This is a genomic window from Aureimonas altamirensis, from assembly GCF_001463885.1.
GTDB lineage: Bacteria > Pseudomonadota > Alphaproteobacteria > Rhizobiales > Rhizobiaceae > Aureimonas > Aureimonas altamirensis.
Genome location: NZ_BBWQ01000020.1, coordinates 35,781 through 59,981 on the forward strand (window position 1 = coordinate 35,781; position 24,201 = coordinate 59,981).

The following is a 24,201-nucleotide window of genomic DNA, read 5'->3' on the forward strand; positions in this document are numbered from 1 at the left end:
GAAATATTTCCTTCCTAGCCAGCGGCCGTTTCGGGTTGCTGACTTTCGACAAGCTCTTCAGAAAGTCCGGCCCGTGCCTCCGTGCCGATGCGCCCATGCACAAGGTCGTGGATGAAGCCGAGCTTCTGGATCACCACCGGCGACAGGACGAACGGATAGGCATCGTTGAGGCCCATGGACCGGTTCAGCGCGTTGATCGCAGCCGATAGCGCCAGCCAGGCCTCGGCTATCTGGTCGATGGTCGTGTTCTGGCCGTAGATGTCGAAATCCAGCTCCGTCGTCAGGATGCCGTCCCGGTCCAGCCGCGGTGACAGCGTCATGCCGAGAGCGCCGCCCGTTTCCAGCGTATCCACGATATGCAGGTAGTGGGCCCAGGTCTCGGCGAAGTCTTCCCAGGGGTGCGCACCGGCATAGGACGATACGAAATTGTCCTGCCAGTTTGGCTGCGGGCCGTTGGCGTAGTGGGTTTGCAGGGCCTGCCCGTAATCCTGCGAATCATCGCCGAAGACGGCTCGGCAGGCTTCCAGGGCATTGCCGTCCCGCACCAGCCGGTCCCAGTACCAGTGGCCGACCTCATGGCGCATATGGCCGAGCAGCGTTCTATAGGGCTCGCCCAGCTCGGCGCGCCGCTTCTCGCGTTCGGCGTCGTCCGCCTCTGCCAGCGCGATGGTGATGAGGCCGCGATCATGCCCCGTCATGACGTTGCCGCCCGTTTCAGGGTCATGCGTCAGGAAATCGAAGCCAAGCCCTTCCGGATCCTCCGCACGGGTCATCAGCGGCAGTCGCAGGCGCAGCAGCGAGTAGAACAGCCGCTGCTTGGCAAACTCCATCTTCTGCCACAAGGCGACATTCTGGGGGTCGGACAGATCCGGCACCGTCAGGTTGAAGCGCGAGGCGATGGACAGCGTCTCCGGGCTGTCGGATGGCAGCAGCCAGTTGCAGACCCCGTAGCGATAATTGTCGCAGTACTTCCAGTGCTCGCCATTGGCGCGGCGGCCAACCGATACGAAGTATTGGCCGTCCGGCTCCAGGGCCAGCATGCGGTTGGTCAGGGGCTCGTAACCGAGCGCGTGTCCGCAGCGTTCGCAGACCGTGTTGGTGAAGTAGACCACCTGATCGCAGGAGGGGCATGAAAAGAGCTTCATGGCGAGAGGCACCTTCGAAAGCAGCGGCGGGGGGTTGATCGGCGGTCAGGAATGTGTGGGCGAACGTTCGGTTCCAAATGCCACGTCATGCTGCGATGCAAACGCTTGTGGCGGGGAACGGTTCGGCTATGGTTCGATAATAATTTTCGGAACCAGCAGGTCGAAGGCGCGTACCGAACCCATGTCGATTCTTGCCGCACTGAACCACGTCACGCATTACCGCTATGACCGCCCGGTCCGGCTTGCTCCGCAAACGATACGGCTTCGTCCGGCCCCGCATTCGCGCACAAGGGTTCCGTCCTACGCGCTGAAGATCACCCCGGCCAACCACTTCATCAACTGGCAGCAGGACCCGTTCGGCAACTACCTCGCCCGGATCGTCTTCCCGGAGACGACGACCGAGTTCCGCATCGAGGTGGACCTCGTTGCCGACATGTCGGTCTATAACCCCTTCGACTTCTTCATCGAGGACAGCGCGGAGAAGGCCCCGTTCACCTACTCCGAAGACCTGCACGAGGAACTGAAGCCCTATCTGGCCCACGATCCCGCCGGGCCGCTTCTGCAGACGTTCTTGTCCGAAATCGACACGACGCCGATCACCACCATCGATTTCCTCGTGGCGATGAACCGCAAGGTCGAACAGACGGTCGACTATGTGATCCGCATGGAGCCCGGCGTCCAGACACCGGAAGAGACGCTGGCCCGCCGGTCCGGCTCCTGCCGCGACTCCGCCTGGCTGCTGGTGCAGACCTTCCGGCACCTCGGCCTCGCCGCCCGCTTCGTCTCCGGCTATCTAATTCAGTTGAAGCCAGACACCGTCGCCCTCGACGGGCCGGCCGGAACCGACCATGATTTCACCGACCTGCATGCCTGGACGGAGGTGTATGTTCCGGGCGCCGGCTGGATCGGCCTCGACCCGACATCGGGCCTCCTGACAGGCGAAAGCCACATCCCGCTGGCCGCGACGCCGCACTTCCGGTCGGCCGCGCCGATCTCTGGCGCCGTCGACTATGCCGAAGTCGAGTTCCATTTCGACATGACGGTACGGCGCATCGCCGAACGGCCCCGCGTCTCGTACCCGTTCCCCGACGAAAGCTGGCAGTCGCTGGATGCGCTGGGCGAGGCCATCGACGCCGATCTTGCCGCAGCCGACGTGCGCCTGACCATGGGCGGCGAGCCCACTTTCGTTTCCATCGACGATTTCGAGGCGCCGGAATGGAACGCCGAGGCGACCGGGCCGGCCAAGCAGGGCCTTGCGGACGATCTTATCCGCCGCCTTCGCACACGCTTTGCCGATGGCGGCTTTCTGCATTTTGGCCAGGGCAAATGGTATCCCGGCGAAACCCTGCCGCGCTGGACCTACTCGCTCTACTGGCGCAAGGACGGCAAGCCGATCTGGAAGAACCCCGCCTTGATCGCCGAGGACGCGCACAGCGATACGGCGACCATCGAAGCGGCCGAAACCCTGTTGCGGACCGTCGCCCAGACGCTGGGCGTCGACCCTGCCAATGCGGAGCCGGCCTTCGAGGATCCGTCTTACTGGCTGGTGCGCGAAGCGCGGCTGCCGGACAATGTCGATCCGACGGATTCCAAGCTGGACGACCCCGAGGAGCGCGCCCGGCTGGCGCGCGTCTTCGACAGGGGGCTGCACAAGCCGTCCGGCATGGTGCTGCCGGTGCAGTCATGGCAGGCCGCCGACCAGGCCGGCGGCCGGCGCTGGATTTCCGAAAAGTGGCGCACCCGGCGCGGCAAGCTGTTCCTGGTGCCGGGGGACAGTTCGGTCGGCTATCGCCTGCCCCTGACCGCATTGTCGCATATTCCGCAGTCCTCGTACCCCTACGTCAACCCGGCCGACCCGATGCAGCCTTTCCCGGCCCTGCCCGAGCCGGCCAATTTCGGCCGGCCCCAGCCGCGTATCGAGGCTGCGGCGCCGCAGCGGGCCCTTGCCCCGGCCGCGATCGACGAGATCGCCGGCTCTGTCCGCACGGCGCTGTCCATCGAGCCGAAGGACGGCAAGCTCTGTGTCTTCATGCCGCCGGTGGCCACGGTGGATGAATATCTGGATCTGCTCGCGGCCATCGAGGATGCCGCCGAAGCGGTGTCCATGCCGATCCGGATTGAGGGCTATCCGCCGCCCTTCGATCCGCGCATCAACGTCATCCGCGTCGCGCCCGATCCCGGCGTCATCGAAGTCAACGTCCATCCGGCCGCAAGCTGGCGCGAGGCGGTGTCGATCACGACGGGCGTCTACGAAGACGCGCGCCAGTCGCGCCTCGGCACGGAAAAGTTCATGGTGGACGGGCGGCATGTCGGCACCGGCGGCGGCAACCACGTGGTTGTCGGCGGGGCGACGCCGCTCGACAGTCCCTTCCTGCGCCGGCCCGATCTGTTGAAATCGCTGGTGCTGTACTGGCAACGGCATCCGGCGCTGTCCTACCTGTTCTCGGGCATGTTCATCGGCCCCACCAGCCAGGCTCCGCGCATCGACGACGCGCGTCACGACAGCCTTTACGAGCTGGAGATCGCCATGGCCAACGTGCCGGCGCCGGGTGCCGGCACCGCGCCGCCGCCCTGGCTCGTGGACCGTCTGTTCCGCAACCTCTTGACCGATGTGACCGGCAATACGCACCGCTCCGAAATCTGCATCGACAAACTGTTTTCGCCCGATGGCCCCACCGGCCGCCTCGGCCTGGTGGAGTTTCGCGGCTTCGAGATGCCGCCGGACCCGAAGATGTCGCTGGCCCAGCAATTGCTGGTGCGGGCGCTGATCGCCTGGTTCTGGAAGGAGCCGCAGGACGGGCCATGCACGCGCTGGGGCACAAGCCTGCACGACCGGTTCATGCTGCCCGCCTTCGTCTGGCGCGACCTCCTGTCCGTCCTCGGCGATCTGGAGCGCGCGGGCTATCCGGTCCGTCCCGAATGGTTCGAGGCGCAGCACGAATTCCGCTTTCCGTTCTGCGGCCGCATCGAGCGTCAGGGCCTGTCGCTGGAGTTGCGACAGGCGCTCGAGCCGTGGCACGTCATGGGCGAAACGGGCGCCATCGGCGGCACCGTCCGCTTCGTGGACTCTTCGGTGGAGCGGCTGCAGGTGAAGCTTTCCGGCTTCGACCCGGCGCGCCATGCGGTAACGTGCAACGGGCGTTTCGTGCCGCTGACGGCAACGGGCACAAGCGGCGAGGCCGTGGCAGGCGTGCGCTACAAGGCGTGGCAACCGGCCAGCGGCCTGCATCCCACCCTTCCGGTCAATGCGCCGCTGACCTTCGACATCTACGATCGATGGTCGGGCCGCTCGCTGGGCGGCTGCGTCTATCACGTCGCCCATCCCGGCGGCCGCAACTACGAAACCTTCCCCGTCAACGCCTATGAAGCGGAGGCGCGAAGGCTCGCCCGGTTCGAGGATATCGGCCATACGCCGGGGCGTTTCCAGCCCGCGCGGGAACTGCCCGATCCGTCCTTCCCCCTGACGCTCGACCTGAGGCGTCCGAGCCACCTTGCTTTCTGACGCCCGCCCCCCGCGGCACGGCGCGCCGCAACCCTATCGGCCGGCCGGCATCGACGAGATGGTCGATGCGGGTGGCGTCGTGCGTCCGCACTACCGGAGCCTCGTCGACGCGCTTGCGACGATGCCCGTAGCAGAGCAGGTGCGGCGTCAGGGCCAGGCCGAGCAATATCTGCGCGAGGCCGGCGTCTACTATCGCGATACGGCGGAAGGCGCGGGTGCGACGGCGGCCGAGCATGCCTGGCCGCTGGCCTTCCTGCCGCTGGTCATCGACGCCGCCGAGTGGCGCGGGCTGGAGGCGGCGTTGATCCAGCGGGTCCGCTTTCTGGAAAGCCTTTTGACCGACGTCTACGGCGACCGCGCTCTGGTAACCGAAGGCCTCCTGCCCGGGACGGTGCTTGCCGGCAACCGCGAGTTCCTGCACCCGCTTGCCAACCAGGCGCATAACGGCCTGCCGCTGCTCGGCTTCGTCGCCATGGACCTGATGCGCGGCGCCGACGGCGTCTGGCGCCTTCTCGGCGACCGGACCCAGGCACCGTCGGGCGCGGGTTTCGCCCTCGAAAACCGCGTGGCCACCGCAAGAGCCTTCCCCGAGCTCGTCCGGGATGGGCGGGTGCGCCGGCTGGCCGGCTTCTTCAAGGGCTTCAGGGATGCGCTGAATGCGCGCAATGCGGCCCTCGGCGGCGAATCGATCGGCATTCTCAGCCCCGGCCTGATGAGCGAAACGTCGTACGAACACGCCTATCTGGCCCGCTATCTCGGCTTTCAGCTCGTCGAAGGCGGCGACCTGACCGTGCGGCAGGACCGTGTCTTCGTGCGCAGCGTCGAGGGCGACCGGCCCGTCGCCGTCCTCTGGCGAAGGCTGGACGCGGATTTCGCCGATCCTGTCGAGTTGAACGGCGACAGCCGCATCGGCGCGGCCGGATTGTCGCGTAGCGTCCGCGCCGGCAACCTTCTGATGGTCAACGCGCTGGGCTCCGGCTTTCTCGAAGATCCATCCCTTGCGCCGTACATGGACACGCTCGCGGAAAGGCTGATCGGCGAAAGGCTGCTCATGCGGCCGGCCCAGCAGACGTCCGTGCCCTCCACCGCGCCGGTCCTGTCTTCGGGTTCGCTGTCGCCGCGGCCCGTGACGCTGCGGGTATTCCTGGCGCGCGGTCGCGACGGATGGCATGCCATGCCGGGCGGCTTTGCCCGCGTGGCGGAAGTCGCGCTGCCCGGCGCAGCCATCCGCGCCGGGGGCCGCTCGGTGGATGTGTGGGTGATGTCGGACGAGCCCCAATCGGATCTCACCTTGCTGTCGCGCGACGCGGTCTTTTCCCGGCGGCTTCCCGGGGCGCTGCCGGCGCGCGCGGCAGACAATCTGTTCTGGCTGGGGCGGCAGGTCGAGCGGCTGGAGCAGGCCAGCCGCATCATGCGCACGCATCAGGGGCGGCTGGCGGATGCGGCGCCGCTTGCCGAAGTGGACAAGGCGTTACGCGGCGCCCTGATGCGTTTCGGGCTGGATGCGGACAGCCCATTGCCCGGCCTTGCCGCGCTGGCCGGCATGGCCTGCGACATCGCGGCCCGCATCCGCGACCGGTTTTCACCGGATGGCTGGCGCGTCCTTTCGGAAATCCCGCCGCTTCTGGCGCAGGCCCGGCCCGCAACGCATGCCGAGGCCGCCGCCGTCGCCAACGGCATTCTTGGCCGGCTGTCGGGTTTCACCGGCCTTGTCGAAGAAAACATGTACCGGCTGAACGGCTGGCGCTTCCTGCAATGCGGCCGCAGGATCGAAAGGGGCATCGCATTCTGCGAATCGCTGGCCGACCTGGTCCGCCCCGATCTGGGCGACGAGGCTTTGGACGCCATCCTTGAGCTGGCCGACAGCCGCCTCACCTATCGCCGCCGCTACTCGGTGGAGCTCTGGCGGCATGCGGTGCTGGACCTTTCCGTGCTCGATCCGCTCAACCCGCGTTCGGTAACCTTCCTTGCCGAAGAACTGGATGCCATCATCCACGCATTGCCGGGTTTCCAGGCCGGCGAGCCGCTGACGCAGCCCGGCCGGCGCATCGCCCGGCTGGCCGTCCGCCTGCGCACGGCGGACCCGCGCGAGGTCGACGCCGCCTTCCTGAAGCGCGTTGCGCAGGACATGCGCGATATTTCCGAACTTCTGTCCGAGCGGTATTTCGCGCCGGTGGCAGCGCATCCGTCGGCCTATGGCGGAAGCACGGTAGAATAGGCCCATGCGTTACGATATCCGCCTTCGCATCGGCTACGACTATGCCTTTCCCGTCCGCAGTGCCCATCATCTGCTGCGGGTTGCGCCGCGCATCGACCGCGGGCAGACGATCCATGCGCTGTCGCTCGATCTTGCCCCGAAGCCGGACGAGACACTTCAGGAGAGCTGCTTTTTCGGCAACCGGACGCACCACCTTCTGCTGAGCCGGCCGCACACTGCGCTGTCGGTCGAGATGCGCGCCCGGGTCGAGGTCCGGCGCATGGAGCCCGACCTTTCGCAAGGGCCGGACATCGCAACCCTTGCCGACCTGGCGCGGCGGACCCGCGCCGAAAGCGGCCAGAGCCCGATTTACCATCTGGCAGCCAGCCGCATCGTGGCTCCCCTGCCGGAAGCGGGCGTCTTCGTGTCCGAAAGCCTGAGCGGCCGGTCGCCCGGCCTCGGCGTTCTTGCCGTCGCGCAGCGCATTGCCGGCGAGTTCACCTACGAGCCGGGCTTTTCGTCGCTGGCCACGACGCCGGCGCAGACCCTGTCCAGCCGCCGCGGCGTCTGTCAGGATTTCGCGCATCTGATGATCGCGGGCCTGCGGCAGGCCGGCATTCCGGCGGCCTATGTTTCGGGCTTCCTGCGGACGGACCCGCCGCCCGGCCAGCCGCGCATCGAAGGCGCCGATGCCATGCATGCCTGGATCGAGGCGTGGCTCGGCCCCGACCTCGGCTGGGTCGGCTTCGACCCGACCAATGGCTGCCTTGCCGGCGAAGGTCATGTGGCCGTGGCCTTCGGCCGCGACTACGCAGATGTTGCGCCGGTTGCTGGTGTCGTCACCACCACCGGCGCGCAGGCCACCGATCATGCGGTCGACGTGGTGCCCGAAAACGAGCCGCCGGCCTCGTGGCAGGCTTTGCTCGCCGCGTCGTGACACTGGCCGCCCATCCGTAAAAAGCAGTTTCTGTTTGGCCCCGGATTGAATATATGCGGGCAATGAGCACCAAGACCGCCCTCGACCGTATCCGCAACTTTTCCATCGTCGCCCATATCGACCATGGCAAGTCCACGCTGGCCGACCGCCTGATCCAGGTGACGGGCGGTCTCGACACGCGCGAGATGAAGGATCAGGTGCTCGACTCGATGGATATCGAGCGCGAGCGCGGCATCACCATCAAGGCGCAGACGGTGCGCCTGCACTACACCGCCCGCGACGGGCAGATGTACGTCCTGAACCTCATCGATACGCCCGGCCATGTCGACTTCGCCTACGAAGTCTCGCGCTCGCTGTCGGCCTGCGAGGGGGCGCTGCTGGTGGTCGACGCGGCGCAGGGCGTGGAAGCGCAGACGCTCGCCAACGTCTATCTGGCGCTCGACGCCAACCTCGAGATCGTGCCCGTTCTCAACAAGATCGATCTGCCGGCGGCCGAGCCCGACCGCGTGAAGGAGCAGATCGAGGAAGTCATCGGTCTCGACGCCTCGGACGCGGTGATGATCTCGGCCAAGTCGGGCCTCGGCATCGAAGACGTTCTGGAAGCCATCGTCACGCGGCTGCCCTCTCCCAAGACCGGGGACCGGTCCGCACCGCTGAAGGCCATGCTGGTCGATAGCTGGTACGACGCCTATCTCGGCGTGGTCGTGCTGGTGCGCGTCATCGACGGCGAAATGAAAAAGGGCCAGACCATCCGCATGATGGGCACGGACGCCAAGTATCCGGTGGACCGGGTCGGCGTCTTCACCCCCAAGATGGTGGCCGTCGAAGCGCTCGGCCCCGGCGAGATCGGCTTCATCACCGCATCCATCAAGGAGGTTGCCGATACGCGCGTCGGCGACACCATCACCGAGGACAAGCGCCCGACGGCCGACATGCTGCCCGGCTTCAAGCCGGCGCAACCGGTTGTCTTCTGTGGCCTGTTCCCCGTCGATGCCGCCGATTTCGACGATTTGCGCGCGGCGATGGGCAAGCTCCGGCTGAACGACGCGTCCTTCTCCTTCGAGATGGAATCCTCCGCCGCCCTCGGTTTCGGCTTCCGGTGCGGCTTCCTGGGCCTGCTGCACCTGGAAATCATCCAGGAGCGGCTGAGCCGCGAGTTCGACCTCGACCTGATCGCGACCGCCCCTTCGGTCGTGTACACGATCCGCATGTCGGACGGGTCGGAAATCCAGCTTCACAACCCGGCCGACATGCCCGACGTGATGCGCATCGACACCATCGAGGAACCGTGGATCCGCGCCACGATCCTGACGCCGGACGATTACCTCGGCAACATCCTGCAACTCTGCCAGGAACGACGTGGCATTCAGGTGGACCTGTCCTATGTGGGCAAGCGCGCCATGGTCACCTACGAACTGCCGTTGAACGAAGTCGTCTTCGATTTCTACGACCGGTTGAAGTCCATCTCCAAGGGCTATGCCTCCTTCGACTACCAGATGGTCGACTACCGCGAGGGCGACCTCGTCAAGATGAGCATCCTCGTGAATGCGGAGCCGGTCGACGCCCTGTCGATGCTGGTCCACCGCAACCAGGCAGAGCGGCGCGGCCGCGCCATGTGCGAGAAGCTCAAGGAGCTCATCCCGCAGCATCTGTTCAAGATTCCGATCCAGGCGGCCATCGGCGGCAAGGTCATTGCCCGCGAGACCATCTCGGCGCTCCGCAAGGACGTGACCGCCAAGTGCTACGGCGGTGACGCCACCCGCAAGCGCAAGCTGCTCGACAAGCAGAAAGAGGGCAAGAAGCGCATGCGCCAGTTCGGCAAGGTGGAGATTCCGCAGGAAGCCTTCATCGCCGCACTGAAGATGGACAGCTAAGCGGACGGAATCCCCTTGCCCCCGATATCCGACACCGTGGCGTCCGGCACCCATGCCGGACTCGACTTCGGCACGACCAATTCCACGCTTGGCATTGCGGCGCGCGGCGGGTCTCCGCGTCTTCTGCCCGTCGAGGGCGACGCGCTGACCATTCCCTCGGCGCTGTTCTTCAGCCTCGAGGACGGCCACACCTATTTCGGCCGGAAGGCCGTATTGGAATATGTCGAGGGCGCGGAAGGCCGCTTCATGCGCGCCCTGAAAAGCATACTCGGCACATCGCTCATGAATGAGACGACGCTTGTCGGGCGCGAGCGCAAGAGCTTCCAGGATCTTATCGGGCGTTTCCTGCGCCACATGCGGGAAAGGCTGGAATCGGCCGGCGTGCAGGCCGACAAGGTCGTGCTGGGGCGTCCGGTGCACTTCATCGACGACGACCCGGCCGCCGATGCCACGGCAGAGGCGCAACTGGCAGCCGCGGCGCGCGCCGAAGGCTTCGCCCATGTCGAGTTCCAGTACGAGCCGGTCGCCGCCGCGCTGTACCGGGAGTCGATGCTGGATGCCGAGGAACTGGCCCTGATCGTCGATATCGGCGGCGGCACATCCGACTTTTCGGTGGTGCGCCTGTCACCGGAGCGCGCCCGCGCGCATGACCGGTCGTCCGATATCCTCGCCTCCACCGGCGTGCATGTCGGCGGCACGGATTTCGACCGGCTGCTGAGCATACGCCATGTCATGCCGCATTTCGGGCTGGGAAGCCTGTACGCCGACGGCAAGCGCAGCCTGCCCGTCTGGTACTTCAACGACATGGCGACGTGGCATCGCATCAACCTGCTCTACACGCCGAAGGTCCTGCGGGACATGCGCGACCTGGAGCGTGCCGCGGCGGAACCCGAGCGTCTGGACCGGTTTCGCCATCTCGTGGAACATCGCTCCGGGCATCGGCTGGCCGGCGCCGTCGAGGCCGGCAAGATCCGGCTGACGGACGCGCCGGAAACCGAAATCGTCCTCGACGAGCCCGGTCTCGACTTTTCCCTGACCGTCTCACGGGTCGCCTTCGAGGATGCCACGCGCGATCTCGTCGGCAAAATCCAGGCCAGCCTTGCAGAGGCCCTGGCCACGGCGGGCGTTTCGGCAGAGGCCGTCGACAGTGTCGTCCTGACGGGTGGCGGCGCGGAAGTGCCGGCCGTGCGCATGGCCGCCACGGCATCCCTGCCGCATGCGCGGGTCATCCGCTCCGATGCCTTCGGCAGCGTCGGCCTCGGCCTGGCGCTGGATGCCGCGCGGCGGTTTGGATAAAGCTTTCGTTCCAAACGCAAGGCGCGGCGATTCGAGGATGGCCGGGCCACCAGGGAAGGAAACCCATGACACTGACGCTCGACCACGCCCGCAAGATCATCTCCGCCAGCCTTGCCAAGGCGGCCGAAGGCAAGTTCAAGCCGCTGACCGTGGCCGTGCTGGATGCCGGCGGTGCGCTGATTGCCCTGGAGCGGCAGGACGGCACGTCGCGCATGCGCCCCGACATCGCCATCGGCAAGGCCAATGGCTGCATCGCGATGGGCCTCGGAAGCCGCGCCTTGTTCAAGCGCGCGGAAGAGCAGCCCTATTTCATCCAGGCAATGAACAGCCTTGCCGGCGGCAGCCTGGTGCCGGTGCCGGGCGGTGTCCTGATCCGCAATGACGGCGCGATCATCGGCGCGGTCGGCATCACCGGCGACACGTCCGACAATGACGAAGCTGCCGCGATCGCGGGCATCGAGGCGGCGGGTTTCACGGCTGACGTAGGCTGACCGCCGATGGCGCCGGACATCACCATAGAGGACCTCGTCCAGCTTGCCCTTCGGCAGGCCGGCGATGGCCGGCGCATCGTCGTTGCACTCGCCGGCCCACCCGGGGCCGGCAAATCGACGGTCGCCGGCCGCCTTGCGCATGCGCTGAATGAGGTGAGGCCCGGCATCGCCGCCCTGTTTCCGATGGATGGCTACCATTTCGACGATGCCGTCCTGAACGCGCGCGGGCACCGCCCGCGTAAAGGCGCTCCGCATACCTTCGATCTTGGCGGCTATCGGGCCATGCTCGACAGGCTGCGCGCCGACGACGCAACCGACATCGCCGTGCCGGTCTTCGACCGCACGCTGGAGATCGCCCGGGCCGGCGCGGACATCGTGCCGGGCCCGGCCCGCATCATCGTCACCGAGGGAAACTACCTGCTTCTCGATGCCGATGGCTGGCGCGAGCTGCGCAGTCGCTTCGATATCGCGGTGTTCGTGACGGCGCCGATGGCCACCATCGAGGAGCGCCTTCGGCAGCGCTGGCTGGGCTTCGATTACGACGATGACGCCCTTCTTTTGAAGATGGAAGGCAACGATCTTCCCAATGTCCGGCTCGTGCTGGGCTCCAGCGCGCAAGCCGATTTCACCCTCCACACCGACGGGTCCGAATTGGTCTAACCACTTGCCCTGAAGCCGCGCTTCGCCCTATTGAACCTGCGATTGGATCAATGGGCAGGAGACACAATGATCGACCTTTCGGGAAAGACAGCCTTCATAACCGCGGCTGCGCAGGGCATTGGCAAGGCTACGGTGGAACTGTTCGCCGCGGCCGGGGCGCGGGTGATCGCCTCCGATATCAACGAGGCGGCATTAGGCGAACTTTCAAGCCTTGCCGGCGTGGAGACACTGAAGCTCGACGTGCTCGACGCAGCGGCCGTAGAGGCGGCGGCGGTCAAGGCAGGCCCGATCGACATTCTCTTCAATTGCGCGGGCGTCGTGCATTCCGGGACGATTCTGGACTGCAGCGACAAGGATCTGAACTTCGCCTTCGATCTGAATGTCCGCGCCCAGATGCACACGATCCAGGCGGTCCTGCCCGGCATGCTGGAGCGTGGCGACGGCTGCATCATCAACATGGCGTCCGTTGCATCCAGCGTGAAAGCCGTGCCGAATCGCTTTGCCTACAGTGTCACCAAGGCGGCCGTAATCGGCCTGACCAAATCGGTCGCCGCCGACTATGTCGGCAAAGGTATCCGCTGCAACGCCATATGCCCCGGCACCGTCGATTCCCCCTCGCTTCAGGAGCGCCTGCGCGCCGGGGGCGATTATGAAGGCGCCCGCGCCGCCTTCATCGCGCGCCAGCCCATAGGCCGGATCGGCCAGCCGGAAGAGATCGCGGCACTCGCGCTGCATCTGGCCACCGCCACCTATACGACCGGCCAGATCCACGTGATCGACGGCGGCTGGACGGCCTGACCTCTTTGGACAGGGCGGGGACAGCATCCCCGCCCTGCCCCGCTTAGGCGGTTACAGGCGCTTACGGTTCTCGCGCCACCAGATATAGATGCCGCTGGCAATCAGGATCGCGGTGCCCGCCAGGGTCAGGGGGTGCATCGGATCGCCGAACCAGAAGATGCTGAGCAGCGCCGAGAACATCACCTGCGAATACAGGAAGGGTGACAGAAGCGACGCCGGGGCGAAGGAAAACGCCTTCACCAGCACGGTATGGCCCAGGGCGCCGAACGCACCCATCACGAACATCAGCACCCATTGCCAGAGCTCCGGCGTCTGCCACACGGGCAGCACCACGAAACACATGATGACCATGCCTGCGGCGGTTGTGTTGAACTGCGTCACCGCAGGGTTTTCCGCATGCGCCAGATGGCGCGTCATCAACAGGTACACGGAATTGCTGACGACGGCGGCCAGCGGCAGCAGCAGCCACGGATCGGTACGGCCGAGCTCCGGGCGCACCACCAGAAGCACGCCGACAAAGCCCGCGACGACCGCTGTGATGCGATGGATGCCGATCGTTTCCTTCAGCACCAGGACCGACAGGAGCGTCACGAACACTGGCGAGAAAAACAGGACGGCCGTGGCGTCGGCCAGCGGCACGTGCGCGATGGCCATGTACATCAGCAACGTGGATGACAGCAGGCACATGCCGCGCACGAACTGCAGCATGGGATGGCGCGACCGCAGATAGCCGAAGCCGCCGCTGCGCGCGGTAAGGATGCCGCCAACCAGGATCGTGTGGAAGACGTAGCGCCCCCACACGACCTGCATGACGGGCAGAACCCCTGTCAGGCTCTTGGCCACGGCATCCATGGACGAGAAGATCATCCCGGCGGCCAGCGTAAGCAGGATGCCGCCGAGTATGGAAGTGGACGCTGTCTGGCTGGGCATGTCGATGCTACGGGAGGTGGGTTCAGGTTCCTTCCATAAAGCCTGTTTGCCTTACCATTGGAATGATTATTGCGCACAAGGCGCATAATTCCGTGTGCCGTCAGGCGGTCAGCGCCAGCGCGCTGGCGGTTTCCCCGCCGCCGATAATCATCGGCTGACGCCAGACGACGCCGCGTGGAGCGTCGAAGCGCGTGAAATCCTTCCAGTCATGGGCAGCGTCCTGCCGCGTCAGCACCGTTCCGCCTGTCGCCTGCACCAGGGGCACGCCACCGGCGACATCCCATATGTTGGGCGAATCGAAGCGCGCGCCCGCCAGAAGCCCGGCTGCCACGAAGGCGCATTCCGCCGCCGCCGAGCCGGTCTGCCGGGCCTCGTAGCCAAGGCTCATGTCGGTCATCAGATTGGGCATGGCGACGATGCGTCGCTTGACGGCCGAGCGGTCCACCGCCTCGATGCGCGCCCCGTCGAAAAACAGCGAGCCGCCCTTGGTCGCATGATAGACCCCCGGCCGCAGCGCATGGCTGGTCGAACACCAGACCGCGCCGACGATAGGGTCGCCCTTGTGCACCAGCCCGATGGAGGCCGCGAAGATGGGAAAGCCGTTGACGAAATTGGCCGTTCCGTCGACCGGATCAATCACCCAGGTATAGTCGGCAGGCGGCAATTCGCCGCCGCCCTCCTCTTCGCCGATGATGGCGTGTGTAGGGTATCGCTCGGCAAGGCGCTCGCGCAGCACCGCCTCGACGGCGCTGTCGATTTCGGACACCGGGTCGCGGAACTCGGCCTCCGCCTCTTCCTCGCGCGACAGTTTCTTGTACTTGACCGCCAGGGCAGTACCGAGCGACGCGATGATGCGGTCTCCGGCCAGTTGCGCCAGCTCCACGGCGAGGCGTTCCAGATCCCGAAGATCGTCCTTGGCTTCGCTCATTTCAGTTCCTCGATCTGAACCCGCCCGGCCACGATTTCGATATCGTGCAGGTTGCCGGTTCCGCGCCCATGGCGGGTCACGTTCATTGCGCCGGCGGCCGTCGCCAGTTTCAGGCAGGCATCCGGCTCGTCGCCACGGGACAGGGCAACGGCAAGCGCGGCGGTCATGGAATCTCCGGCGCCCGAATGGTCGCGCGGGGTCAGTTGCGGGGCCTTCGCCTCCCAGAAGCGATCCTGCATCAGGGCCAGGGCGCCGGCGCCCGCGCAGGAGACGACGATATTGTCGGCCTTCTTGCGCAGGCTCTCCATGGCCTTCATCAGGCTTTTGCGGCTGTCGTCCTTGGCCAGGCCCGCGGCCTGCAACTCTTCGTGGCTCACCTTGATCAGGGTGAGGCCTTCTTCCACCGCATCCAGGACGGTGCCTGCGATATCGGCGACGGAGATGACGTCGTTGGCCTGCAGGTCGCGGGCCAGCCGCGTGTAGATTTCAACGGGCACGACTTTGCCGTCGGGTACGCCGGTCACGATCATCGTGCCGCAGCGTATGCCCTCGGCCAGGGCCGCGTTGTAAAGATCGTCCACCTCGTGACGGTCCAGCCGTGGCGGCGGCACCGTGGCGATTTCCTTGCGCTGGCCGCCGCGTCGGTCGTTGATATATCCGCCATTGGCGTGGCGTATCGGTACGGCGCGCATGTCCAGCCCTTCGGACCGCACCAGCGCCTCGATCAGGGTGCGTGCCTCGCCGCCCACCGGCCCCACCAGCAGGGCCTTGCCACCCAGCTCGGCCGCCATGCGTGCGGCCCAGACGCCCTGTCCGCCAGCGTGGAAATAGACTTCGTCCTCGCCGCTGGCCAGCTTCTCGATGGTGATGGTGAAAAGCGGCCATGGCGCGAAGACCGCGATCTCCGACGAGGCCTCCCGTTTACGCGCTACCTTATCGCTTGGCATGATCTTCCCGCGGTTGTTTCGCTGACCAGAGGAAGCGACAAACCACCGCATCGGTTGCCCGGCATGCATAAAAAAACCCCGGCTCGATCGGCCGGGGTCAGGCCGTTCTAGTTGACGCGGCGCGCTTTCTCGACCGCTTCCTCGCACACCTCGACATGCTTGAGGAGCGCGTCGTTGGACAGGATCGCCGCGATGCTGCGGATGTTTCGACCCTGCATTTCCGGGGTTTCCTGCACCTTCTGCAACCGGACGAGAAGTTCGGCTCTGCTCATCGTCGTCTCTCCTTTCGCTTCGTCCTCGTATCCGAAGACCGATCAGCCGTGTGCGGTACGAACCTCGCGGTCCATGACCGGCTCGGCAATCGGCAATTCGATATCCACCTCCAGCATGGAGATGGCGTCACCGCGATCCATCGATACCTTGACCTTCTCCGGGTCGATGGACACGTGCTTGGCGATCACCGCCAGGATCTCCTCGCGAAGGATGTTCACGAGGTCGGACTGGCCCACGGCGGCCCGCTCATGCGCCAGCAGAACCTGCAGGCGCTCGCGCGCGGCCGGCGCCGTATTGCGTCGGGCAAAGAGGTTGAACAGGTTCATGCCGCCCTCCTGCCGAAGAGTTTGCCAAGCAGGCCGCGCTTGTCGGTGGGCACGATCATCGGCACGGCATCGCCGTTCAGGCGGCGGGCCGCATCCATGTAGGCGCGCGCCGGGGCGCTGTTGGCATCCGACAACGTGACGGGCGTGCCAAGGTTGGAAGCGCGCAGCACCTCGGCGCTTTCCGGAATGATGCCGAGAAGCGGGATGGAGAGGATCTCCAGCACGTCCTCGACCTTGAGCATGTCGCCACGCTCGGCCCGCACCGTATCGAAGCGGGTCAACAGCAGGTGCTTTTCGATCCGCTCGCCGCGCTCGGCGCGTTCGGTCTTGGAATCGAGCAGGCCGATGATGCGGTCCGAATCGCGCACCGACGACACTTCCGGATTGGTGACGACGACCGCGATGTCGGCATGGCGCATCGCCAGCGTGGCGCCGCGCTCGATGCCGGCCGGGCTGTCGCAGATCACCCAGTCGAACTGCTCCTTCAGCTCGCCCATCACGCGTTCGACACCCTCGGTGGTGAGGTTGTCCTTGTCGCGCGTCTGCGAGGCAGGCAGCAGGTGCAGCGTGTCGACGCGCTTGTCGCGGATCAGCGCCTGCGGCAGCTTGGCATCGCCCTGGACCACGTTGATGAGATCGTAGACGACCCGGCGCTCGGCGCCCATCACCAGATCCAGGTTGCGCAGGCCGACGTCGAAATCGACGACCACGACCTTCTGGCCGCCCTGCGCAAGCGCGGCGCCCAGCGCGGCGGTCGAGGTCGTCTTGCCGACTCCTCCCTTGCCCGACGTCACCACCAGAACTTTTGCCATTATCGACGTCCTTTCGTTCAAGCCAGAACGGCTGCCTTCAATACATCCCCGTCCAGCCAGACCTGCACGGCCTGGCCCCGGAGTTTCTGTTCCATGTCTTCCGCGGTCTTGTAGAGGCCGTCGATCGCGATCAGCTCGGCCTCGAGCCTGCGGCAGAAGATGCGCGCCTTCGGGTTGCCGGCAGAGCCCGCCAGGGCCCGGCCGCGAAGCGCGCCGTAAACGTGGATGGAGCCGCCTGCCACGATCTCCGCCCCGGACGAGACGGACCCCAGCACGGTCACATCCCCATCGGGATGGATGATCGACTGGCCCGAGCGCACGCTCTCCTCGACGATCAGCGTGGAATTGCCCTGCGGCGGCACATAGACGCTGGATGCGGCATCGCGCGCAGGCTCGCTGCGCGCCTTGGGGCCGGCAGCCGGCGCTGCGCCCTCGTCCGGCACCTCGACGTCCGCCGCCGGGCGGCCGCCGCGCATCTCGGGCGGCATGCCGGGGCCAAGCAGCGAGGGCTTGGCGCCCTCGATGCCCATGATCCTGACATTGCGCTTTGCCAGCTCGTCGATCAGGGATTGCAGGGTCTCCCGCGTGATCGGCAGGCCGGCGACGTCCAGCACGATGGGCCGGCTCAGGAAGAAGCCGGTGGAGCGCCGGGCAAGGTCATCCAGTTCGTGGAGCCAATCCTCGAAAGGCAGCTCCGGCGACAGAACGAGCGCCAGAAAGGACCGTCCGCGCAGGCGGATAGCTTTGCGACTGGTCAAGGTTTCATTCATCTTGGTTAACGAGTGGTTTCCATGGTGTACGGCCTCCACGGTTAACACTCGGTTAATTCCCGAACCTTGCGCCTTTGCAGCGTCGGCAGGTTTTTTTCGGGTCGGCCGCGCAGCGCCTCAGGCGACGCCGGCCCGCAAGAGGTCGAGCGTGCGGATAAAGCCCACCGGCTCCCTGCCCGCCACCACGAAGAGAGCGCCGATCTTGCGGGCTTCCATCAGCGTCAACGCTTCGGCAGCCAGGGTCGACGCGCCGACGACGATCGGTTCGTGCGTCATCACCGCCGAGACCGTGCGCTCGGCAAGGTCGGGCGACAGATGACGTCTGAGGTCGCCGTCCGTGATCATCCCGACAAGGTCGCCCGCCGCATCGACCACGCCGACCGCCCCGAAACCATGGGCCGACATCACGCGGACGGCCTCGGTGACGTTCGCGTCAAGGCCCGTCAACGGCAGGGATTGCCCGGTGTGCATCAGGTCTCCCACCGTCTGTAGCTGGGCGCCCAGCTTGCCGCCGGGGTGGAATATCTTGAAGTCGTCCGGCGAGAAGCCGCGATCCTCGATCAGCGCGACGGCGATGGCATCGCCGATGGCAAGCTGCATGAGGGTGGAGGTGGTGGGCGCCAGATTATGCGGACATGCCTCGCGCACGCGGGGAAGGACAAGCGGCACCGTCGACGCCATCGCAAGCGTGCTGTCGCCGGCGGCGGTCAACGAGATCAACGGCACCTCGAATCGCTTGGCATAGGTGATCGTCTGCGCCAGTTCGCTGGTCTCGCCCGACCAGGACAGCGCCATGATGACGTCCGTCCTGTCGATCATGCCGAGATCGCCGTGGTTCGCCTCCGTCGGGTGGAGATGATAGGCGGGCGTACCCGTAGAGGCGAATGTCGCCGCGAGCTTGCGTGCGATGTGCCCACTTTTGCCGACGCCGGTGACGATCAGCCGGCCGGGCCGCAGGCGGATCAGCGCAACGGCGTCCGCGATGGCCTTTCCCAGCGGCCCGTTCCGGATGTCGGCCGACAGTATTTCGAAAGCATCGCTTGCGGCCGAAAGGCTGCGGAGCGCCGAGCCCACGACGGCAAGCGAACGGTCTTCATCTTTTGACATCTGGTCTTCCGGGGCTGATCTCAGCTGTTCTCGTAGAACAGATCCTGCCCCAGATAGCAGCGCGCGACCCGCCGTTCCAGCGCCACGCCATCATAACTGAAGATGATGCGGGTCAATTGCAGAAGGGGCTCGCCCGTCGGTACGCCGAAAACACGCGCATCGTCGGCATCGGCCACGATCGGGCTGACAGTCTCGGTCATGCGGACGGCCAGGCTATGCGCGAACCAGCGCGCCTCGGCGGCTTCCAGCAGGGCGGCCGCGCCGCGCGCGCCGGCCGCCGGCACGAACGGGCTTTGGGCGATCTCGGTCAGAAAGATGCGCCCGCCATGCCGACGCTGCCGCCGCATGGCCAGGATTTCGCTGCCTGCCACGATCTTCAGGTCGGCGGCGACGGCGTCGTCCGCCTTGGAGATGGATGCGCCGATCAGGTCGAGTTCACCGGCGACGCGTTCGCCATCTGCATCGAGAAAGGTGACAAAGCGCCTGGACGCTTCCTCGCCGGACGCGTTCAGGATCAACGTTCCCTTTCCCTGGGAGCGATCGAGCACGCCGTACTGATCGAGAATATCGAAGGCGCGCCGCACCGTGCCGATGGAAAGACCGAGTTCGCGGGAGATCTCCGTCTCGCTGGCTATGAATTGGCCGGCGGGCCAGACACCAGAGACTATTCGACCTATGAAGTCGTCAACGACCTGCAGATACAAGGGCCTAAGATCAAAAGTCTTCAGGCTCATTTCACTCCCTACGCGCCGCAATATTCAGCTGTGCGTTATAGCACGACAAAAAAATGATGAAAGTCCTTACAATTCAATAAATTACGAATGTTAAGTGTATATTTGTTTAGATAACTGAGACTTCTGGTTATAGTATTGTTGACCACGCAATTACATTATCGGTGCGGACTCCGGTTCATTCGGATGCCGTCCTGCCCAACCCGGCGAGCACAGCCGAAATGCCGCTCTGCGCGCTTTCATTTTCAATCGATTAGATTTACCCTTGTCCGCGGGTCGCCCTATAACCGACTCAAGGATTTCAGCAGGATTCGTATTCGTGACCAGCCACATCATCCCGGTAGACAGTTTCGACTATGTTGTTTTCGGGGGCAACGGCGACCTGGCAGAGCGCAAGCTGTTGCCGGCCCTCTATCACCGCGACCTCGACGGACAGATTCCCGACGATTCCCGCATTATCGGCGCGTCGCGGACGTCGCTCAGCGACGAGGAATACCGTGCCTTCGCCCGTGCGGCGATCGACCGCTTCGTGGCGGCGGAAGATCGTGACGAGGCGGCCATCGAACGCTTCATCGGCCGACTTTTCTACCTGACGGTCGACGCGCGGGCCGATGGCGGCTGGAACGAACTGAAAGCGCTGCTGGACCAGGCGCCACCAAGCCGCATCCGCGCCTTCTACCTTGCGGTGGGGCCGTCTTTGTTCGGCGATTTCGCCATGCGCATCCGAAGCTTCGGCCTTGTCAACGACTGCACGCGCCTGGTGGTGGAAAAGCCGGTCGGGCGCGATCTCGAATCCGCCCGCGCATTGAACCGCATCATCGGCGAACATTTCGAAGAGCATCAGGTCTTCCGTATCGATCACTATCTCGGCAAGGAGACGGTGCAGAACCTGATGGCGCTGCGCTTCGCCAACATGCTCTACGAGCCGCTGTGGAACTCGGCCTTCGTGGACCATGTGCAGATCACGGTCGCCGAATCGGTCGGCCTCGAAGGGCGTGCCGGCTACTATGACAAGGCCGGCGCGCTGCGCGACATGGTGCAGAACCACATCGTGCAGCTCATGTGCCTGGTGGCGCTGGAGCCGCCCGGCGCCATCGACGGCAATGCCCTTCGCGACGAAAAGCTGAAGGTGCTGCGGGCGCTGAAGCCCATCGACGCGCGCAATGTCGAGCATGTCACCGTCCGCGGACAGTACCGGTCGGGCGCCTCCAATGGCGGGCCGGCCCGAAGCTATCTGGAAGATCTCGGCGAAGACTCCAGCAACACCGAGACCTTCGTCGCCATCAAGGCCGAGATCAACAACTGGCGCTGGGCCGGCGTGCCCTTCTACCTGCGGACGGGCAAGCGCCTGACGCAGCGCATGAGCGAGATCGTCGTCACCTTCCGGCCCATTCCGCACAACATCTTCGGCGGCGCGGCCGGCCATGTGCAGCAGAACCAGCTTGTGCTGCGCCTGCAGCCCGACGAAGGCGTCAAGCAGTGGCTGATGATCAAGGACCCGGGCCCCGGCGGCATGCGCCTGCGCCACGTGCCGTTGGACATGAGCTTCGCCCAGTCCTTCGGGGTTCGGAACCCGGACGCCTACGAGCGCCTGCTGATGGATGTCATTCGCGGCAACCAGACGCTGTTCATGCGGCGCGACGAGGTGGAAGCGGCCTGGGAATGGGTGGACCCCATCCTGTCCGCCTGGGAAGAGAAAGACATTCGCCCGCAAGGGTACACCGCCGGCACATGGGGCCCCTCGGGCTCCATCGCGCTCATCGAGCGCGACGGCAGAACCTGGCACGAACCGGAGTAAGGGCGGACCATGGATCTGCGTTTCCACGAATATCCGACGCGCGAGGCCCTGGCCGAAGGCCTGGCGACGGGCCTGGCCGCCGTGCTTGCCACGGCAATCGACGCACGCGGCGCCGCGACGCTTGCCGTTTCAGGCGGTTCCACGCCCCGACTTCTGTTCGAGCGCCTGTCGCAGGCCGATATCGAATGGGACAGGGTGTGCGTCCTCCTCGTCGATGAACGCTGGGTGGACGAGGACAGCGATCGATCCAACGCGCGTCTCGTGCGCAACGGACTTCTGGTCGGCAGGGCCGCCAAGGCGCGCTTCGAACCCTTCTTCATACCGGGTCGGACCGCGGCGGAAGCCGCGCCGGACCTGTCGGACCGGTTCGCCGTCATCGCGCGGCCTCTCGACGCGGCCATACTGGGCATGGGCAATGACGGTCATACCGCGTCCTTCTTTCCCGGCTCCGAGCAACTCGGGGCGGCGCTGGCGCCCTCCGACGGGGCCAGCGTCGTCGCCGTGGAGGCGCCCGGCGCCGGAGAGCCGCGCGTTACGCTGACGCTGCCTCTTCTCCTGTCGGCGCATTTCCTGGCGCTGCACATCGAGGGCGAGGACAAGAGGGAAACCCTGGGGCTGGCGCTTGCCGACGGCCCGCTGGAAGAGATGCCCGTCCGGGCCGTGCTGCGGCAGGAAAGCCGCGACGACCTGCAGATATTCTGGGCGCGCTGAGGAGCTTCGAATGAGTGCCGACAAACGCCTCATTGCAATTACCAACCGTATCCGCGAACGCTCCGTGGCCGCGCGCGAAGCCTATCTTGCCCGCGTCCTAGCCCGCGCCGAATCGCGGCCGCGGCGTTCCGCGCTGGGATGCGGCAACCTGGCCCACGGGTTTGCCGCCTGCGGAACCGGCGACAAGGCGCGGCTGAAGGGGGACGCAACCCCCAACCTCGGCATCATCACCGCCTATAACGACATGCTGTCGGCGCACCAGCCCTATGAGCGGTATCCCGACATCATCCGGCAGGCAGCCCGCGACATGGGGGCGACGGCGCAGGTGGCCGGCGGCGTCCCCGCCATGTGCGACGGCGTCACGCAGGGCGAGGCCGGGATGGAGCTTTCGCTGTTCTCGCGCGATGTCATCGCCCTGTCGGCCGCGGTCGGCCTGAGCCACGACATGTTCGACGCGGCAGTTTATCTCGGCGTCTGCGACAAGATCGTACCGGGGCTCGTCATCGCCGCGCTGACCTTCGGCCACCTCCCGGCGATCTTCGTGCCGGCCGGTCCCATGACGTCGGGTCTGCCCAATGACGAAAAGGCGCGGGTGCGCCAGCTTTATGCCGAGGGCAAGGTCGGCCGCGACGAACTGCTGGAGGCGGAATCCAAGTCCTATCATGGACCGGGCACCTGCACCTTCTACGGTACGGCCAATTCCAACCAGATGCTCATGGAGATCATGGGCCTGCATCTGCCTGGCAGCTCGTTCGTCAACCCCAACACCCCGCTGCGCGACGCCCTCACCCGCGAAGCGGCACAACGCGCCTTGTCCATCACGGCCCTCGGCAACGAGTACACGCCCGTCGGGGTGATGGTGGACGAGCGCACAATCGTCAACGGCGTCGTCGGACTGCACGCCACCGGCGGCTCCACCAACCATACGCTGCATCTGGTTGCGATGGCGGCCGCGGCGGGCATCACGCTGACATGGCAGGATATCTCCGACCTGTCGGACATCACGCCGCTTCTGGCGCGCGTCTACCCGAACGGTCTGGCCGACGTGAACCACTTCGACGCGGCAGGCGGCATGGGCTTCCTGATCCGCGAGCTGCTGGGGGCCGGGCTCCTGCATGAGGATGTCCGCACGGCCTTCGGCATGGGCCTGTCGGCCTACACGGTCGAGGCAAGGCTGGCCGCCGACGGCGTCGGCGTGGAGCGGGTTTCCGCTCCGTCCGAGAGCCTCGATTCCAAGGTTCTGGCGCGGGCGGATACGCCCTTCTCGTCCAATGGCGGACTGCGCGTTCTGGACGGCAATGTCGGCAAGGCCGTCATCAAGGTTTCGGCCGTCAAACCCGAGCGGCGCGCCGTCACCGCCCCTGCCCGCGTCTTCGACGGGCAGGAAGCCGTGCAGCGCGCCTTCCGCGCCGGCGAGCTGACGGGCGACTTCATCGCCGTCGTCCGGTATCAGGGCCCTTCGGCCAACGGCATGCCCGAGCTGCATAAGCTCACGCCGACGCTGGGTGTTCTCATGGACCGCGGACAGAATGTCGCTCTGGTGACGGACGGCCGCATGTCGGGTGCCTCCGGCAAGGTGCCGGCGGCCATTCACGTCACGCCGGAAGCCAAGGAAGGCGGCGTCATCGGCCGTATAAGGGACGGCGACCTGATCCGGCTGGACGCCGAGGCCGGTACGCTGGAACTGCTCGTCGATGCGGCCGATCTGGCGCTGCGCGATGCCAGCGCCCCGGACCTGACCGGCAACGACTATGGCGTCGGCCGCGAGTTGTTCGGCATCTTCCGCAACATGGTGGGCCCTGCTTCCGGGGGCGCAACCGTATTCTAAAGCCGCCCGCGACGCGCGCGCTTCTTCCTTGATCGATGGAAACGCTCTAGAATGATAGGATGGTGGGGACGATCTCGGATCGTTCCAACCATTTCCTGCAATGCGTACGGGGCCCATCGCGCCTCCGGCGCCTCGGTTCC

Annotated in this window: 21 protein-coding genes; 11 read left to right on the forward strand and 10 right to left on the reverse strand. The window is 65.8% G+C overall.

The window, feature by feature from the left end; translation table 11 throughout:
• Window positions 1–14: 14 nt before the first annotated feature.
• A complete protein-coding gene (locus tag AUL31_RS14765) occupies window positions 15–1,145 on the reverse strand; it encodes a zinc-binding metallopeptidase family protein (protein ID WP_060608272.1) in 1,131 nt (376 codons plus the stop codon).
• A 181-nt stretch (window positions 1,146–1,326) separates the two neighbouring features.
• Between AUL31_RS14765 and AUL31_RS14770 the strand changes: the two genes are divergently transcribed.
• The 8 genes from AUL31_RS14770 (at window position 1,327) to AUL31_RS14805 (ending at window position 12,900) form a co-directional block, all read left to right on the forward strand.
• The gene (locus AUL31_RS14770; protein WP_060608275.1) at window positions 1,327–4,647 is read left to right on the forward strand and encodes a transglutaminase family protein; all 3,321 of its coding nucleotides are present in this window, start codon (window positions 1,327–1,329) and stop codon (window positions 4,645–4,647) included.
• The gene (locus AUL31_RS14775; RefSeq protein WP_073469362.1) at window positions 4,637–6,865 is read left to right on the forward strand and encodes a circularly permuted type 2 ATP-grasp protein; all 2,229 of its coding nucleotides are present in this window, start codon (window positions 4,637–4,639) and stop codon (window positions 6,863–6,865) included. Before AUL31_RS14770 ends, AUL31_RS14775 begins: the two co-directional genes overlap by 11 nt.
• 4 nt (window positions 6,866–6,869) lie before the next feature.
• Complete coding sequence (locus AUL31_RS14780) at window positions 6,870–7,781, forward strand: transglutaminase family protein (protein WP_060608282.1); 912 nt, start codon at window positions 6,870–6,872, stop codon at window positions 7,779–7,781.
• Window positions 7,782–7,834: 53 nt separating this feature from the next.
• Window positions 7,835–9,655 carry a translation elongation factor 4 gene (gene lepA, locus AUL31_RS14785; RefSeq protein WP_060608284.1) on the forward strand — a complete coding sequence of 607 codons (1,821 nt, stop codon included), beginning with the start codon at window positions 7,835–7,837 and terminating at the stop codon, window positions 9,653–9,655.
• A 15-nt stretch (window positions 9,656–9,670) separates the two neighbouring features.
• Window positions 9,671–10,951 (forward strand): Hsp70 family protein, encoded by a 1,281-nt coding sequence (locus tag AUL31_RS14790; RefSeq protein WP_244489420.1) that lies wholly within the window; start codon window positions 9,671–9,673, stop codon window positions 10,949–10,951.
• Window positions 10,952–11,016: 65 nt separating this feature from the next.
• Entirely contained in the window at window positions 11,017–11,442 is a 426-nt protein-coding gene (locus AUL31_RS14795) for a GlcG/HbpS family heme-binding protein (protein ID WP_060608287.1), read from the forward strand.
• A 6-nt stretch (window positions 11,443–11,448) separates the two neighbouring features.
• Window positions 11,449–12,102, forward strand: coding sequence for a nucleoside triphosphate hydrolase (locus tag AUL31_RS14800; RefSeq protein ID WP_060608290.1), 654 nt, complete (start codon window positions 11,449–11,451; stop codon window positions 12,100–12,102).
• A 66-nt stretch (window positions 12,103–12,168) separates the two neighbouring features.
• Window positions 12,169–12,900, forward strand: a complete 732-nt coding sequence (locus AUL31_RS14805) for an SDR family oxidoreductase (protein ID WP_060608293.1) — start codon at window positions 12,169–12,171, stop codon at window positions 12,898–12,900.
• Between the two features lie 51 nt (window positions 12,901–12,951).
• On the opposite strand, the gene AUL31_RS14810 is transcribed toward AUL31_RS14805, so the two are convergent.
• From AUL31_RS14810 to AUL31_RS14845, 9 genes are all read right to left on the reverse strand, one after another.
• Entirely contained in the window at window positions 12,952–13,830 is an 879-nt protein-coding gene (locus AUL31_RS14810) for a DMT family transporter (protein ID WP_073469364.1), read from the reverse strand.
• A gap of 100 nt (window positions 13,831–13,930) precedes the next feature.
• Complete coding sequence (locus AUL31_RS14815; RefSeq protein WP_060608296.1) at window positions 13,931–14,758, reverse strand: inositol monophosphatase family protein; 828 nt, start codon at window positions 14,756–14,758, stop codon at window positions 13,931–13,933.
• Window positions 14,755–15,705, reverse strand: a complete 951-nt coding sequence (locus tag AUL31_RS14820; protein ID WP_060608300.1) for a 1-phosphofructokinase family hexose kinase — start codon at window positions 15,703–15,705, stop codon at window positions 14,755–14,757. The genes AUL31_RS14815 and AUL31_RS14820 overlap by 4 nt, the downstream gene beginning before the upstream one ends.
• A 107-nt stretch (window positions 15,706–15,812) precedes the next feature.
• Window positions 15,813–15,977 (reverse strand): hypothetical protein, encoded by a 165-nt coding sequence (locus tag AUL31_RS20530; protein ID WP_192388162.1) that lies wholly within the window; start codon window positions 15,975–15,977, stop codon window positions 15,813–15,815.
• Window positions 15,978–16,019: 42 nt separating this feature from the next.
• The gene (gene minE / locus AUL31_RS14825; protein ID WP_060608303.1) at window positions 16,020–16,304 is read right to left on the reverse strand and encodes a cell division topological specificity factor MinE; all 285 of its coding nucleotides are present in this window, start codon (window positions 16,302–16,304) and stop codon (window positions 16,020–16,022) included.
• The gene (gene minD / locus AUL31_RS14830) at window positions 16,301–17,116 is read right to left on the reverse strand and encodes a septum site-determining protein MinD (protein WP_060608306.1); all 816 of its coding nucleotides are present in this window, start codon (window positions 17,114–17,116) and stop codon (window positions 16,301–16,303) included. The genes minE and minD overlap by 4 nt, the downstream gene beginning before the upstream one ends.
• A 17-nt stretch (window positions 17,117–17,133) precedes the next feature.
• Window positions 17,134–17,886 carry a septum site-determining protein MinC gene (gene minC / locus AUL31_RS14835; protein ID WP_060608309.1) on the reverse strand — a complete coding sequence of 251 codons (753 nt, stop codon included), beginning with the start codon at window positions 17,884–17,886 and terminating at the stop codon, window positions 17,134–17,136.
• Window positions 17,887–18,003: 117 nt separating this feature from the next.
• Window positions 18,004–18,993 carry a KpsF/GutQ family sugar-phosphate isomerase gene (locus AUL31_RS14840; RefSeq protein WP_060608312.1) on the reverse strand — a complete coding sequence of 330 codons (990 nt, stop codon included), beginning with the start codon at window positions 18,991–18,993 and terminating at the stop codon, window positions 18,004–18,006.
• Window positions 18,994–19,013: 20 nt separating this feature from the next.
• Window positions 19,014–19,727 carry a GntR family transcriptional regulator gene (locus tag AUL31_RS14845; protein ID WP_082646967.1) on the reverse strand — a complete coding sequence of 238 codons (714 nt, stop codon included), beginning with the start codon at window positions 19,725–19,727 and terminating at the stop codon, window positions 19,014–19,016.
• A 316-nt stretch (window positions 19,728–20,043) separates the two neighbouring features.
• Here AUL31_RS14845 and zwf point away from each other — a divergent pair, with 316 nt between their 5' ends.
• The 3 genes from zwf to edd are packed head-to-tail and all read left to right on the forward strand — an operon-like array spanning window position 20,044 to window position 24,061.
• Window positions 20,044–21,522 carry a glucose-6-phosphate dehydrogenase gene (zwf, locus tag AUL31_RS14850; protein WP_060608318.1) on the forward strand — a complete coding sequence of 493 codons (1,479 nt, stop codon included), beginning with the start codon at window positions 20,044–20,046 and terminating at the stop codon, window positions 21,520–21,522.
• A 9-nt stretch (window positions 21,523–21,531) separates the two neighbouring features.
• The gene (gene pgl, locus AUL31_RS14855) at window positions 21,532–22,233 is read left to right on the forward strand and encodes a 6-phosphogluconolactonase (protein ID WP_060608321.1); all 702 of its coding nucleotides are present in this window, start codon (window positions 21,532–21,534) and stop codon (window positions 22,231–22,233) included.
• Window positions 22,234–22,243: 10 nt separating this feature from the next.
• A complete protein-coding gene (gene edd, locus AUL31_RS14860; protein WP_060608324.1) occupies window positions 22,244–24,061 on the forward strand; it encodes a phosphogluconate dehydratase in 1,818 nt (605 codons plus the stop codon).
• Window positions 24,062–24,201: the final 140 nt, after the last annotated feature.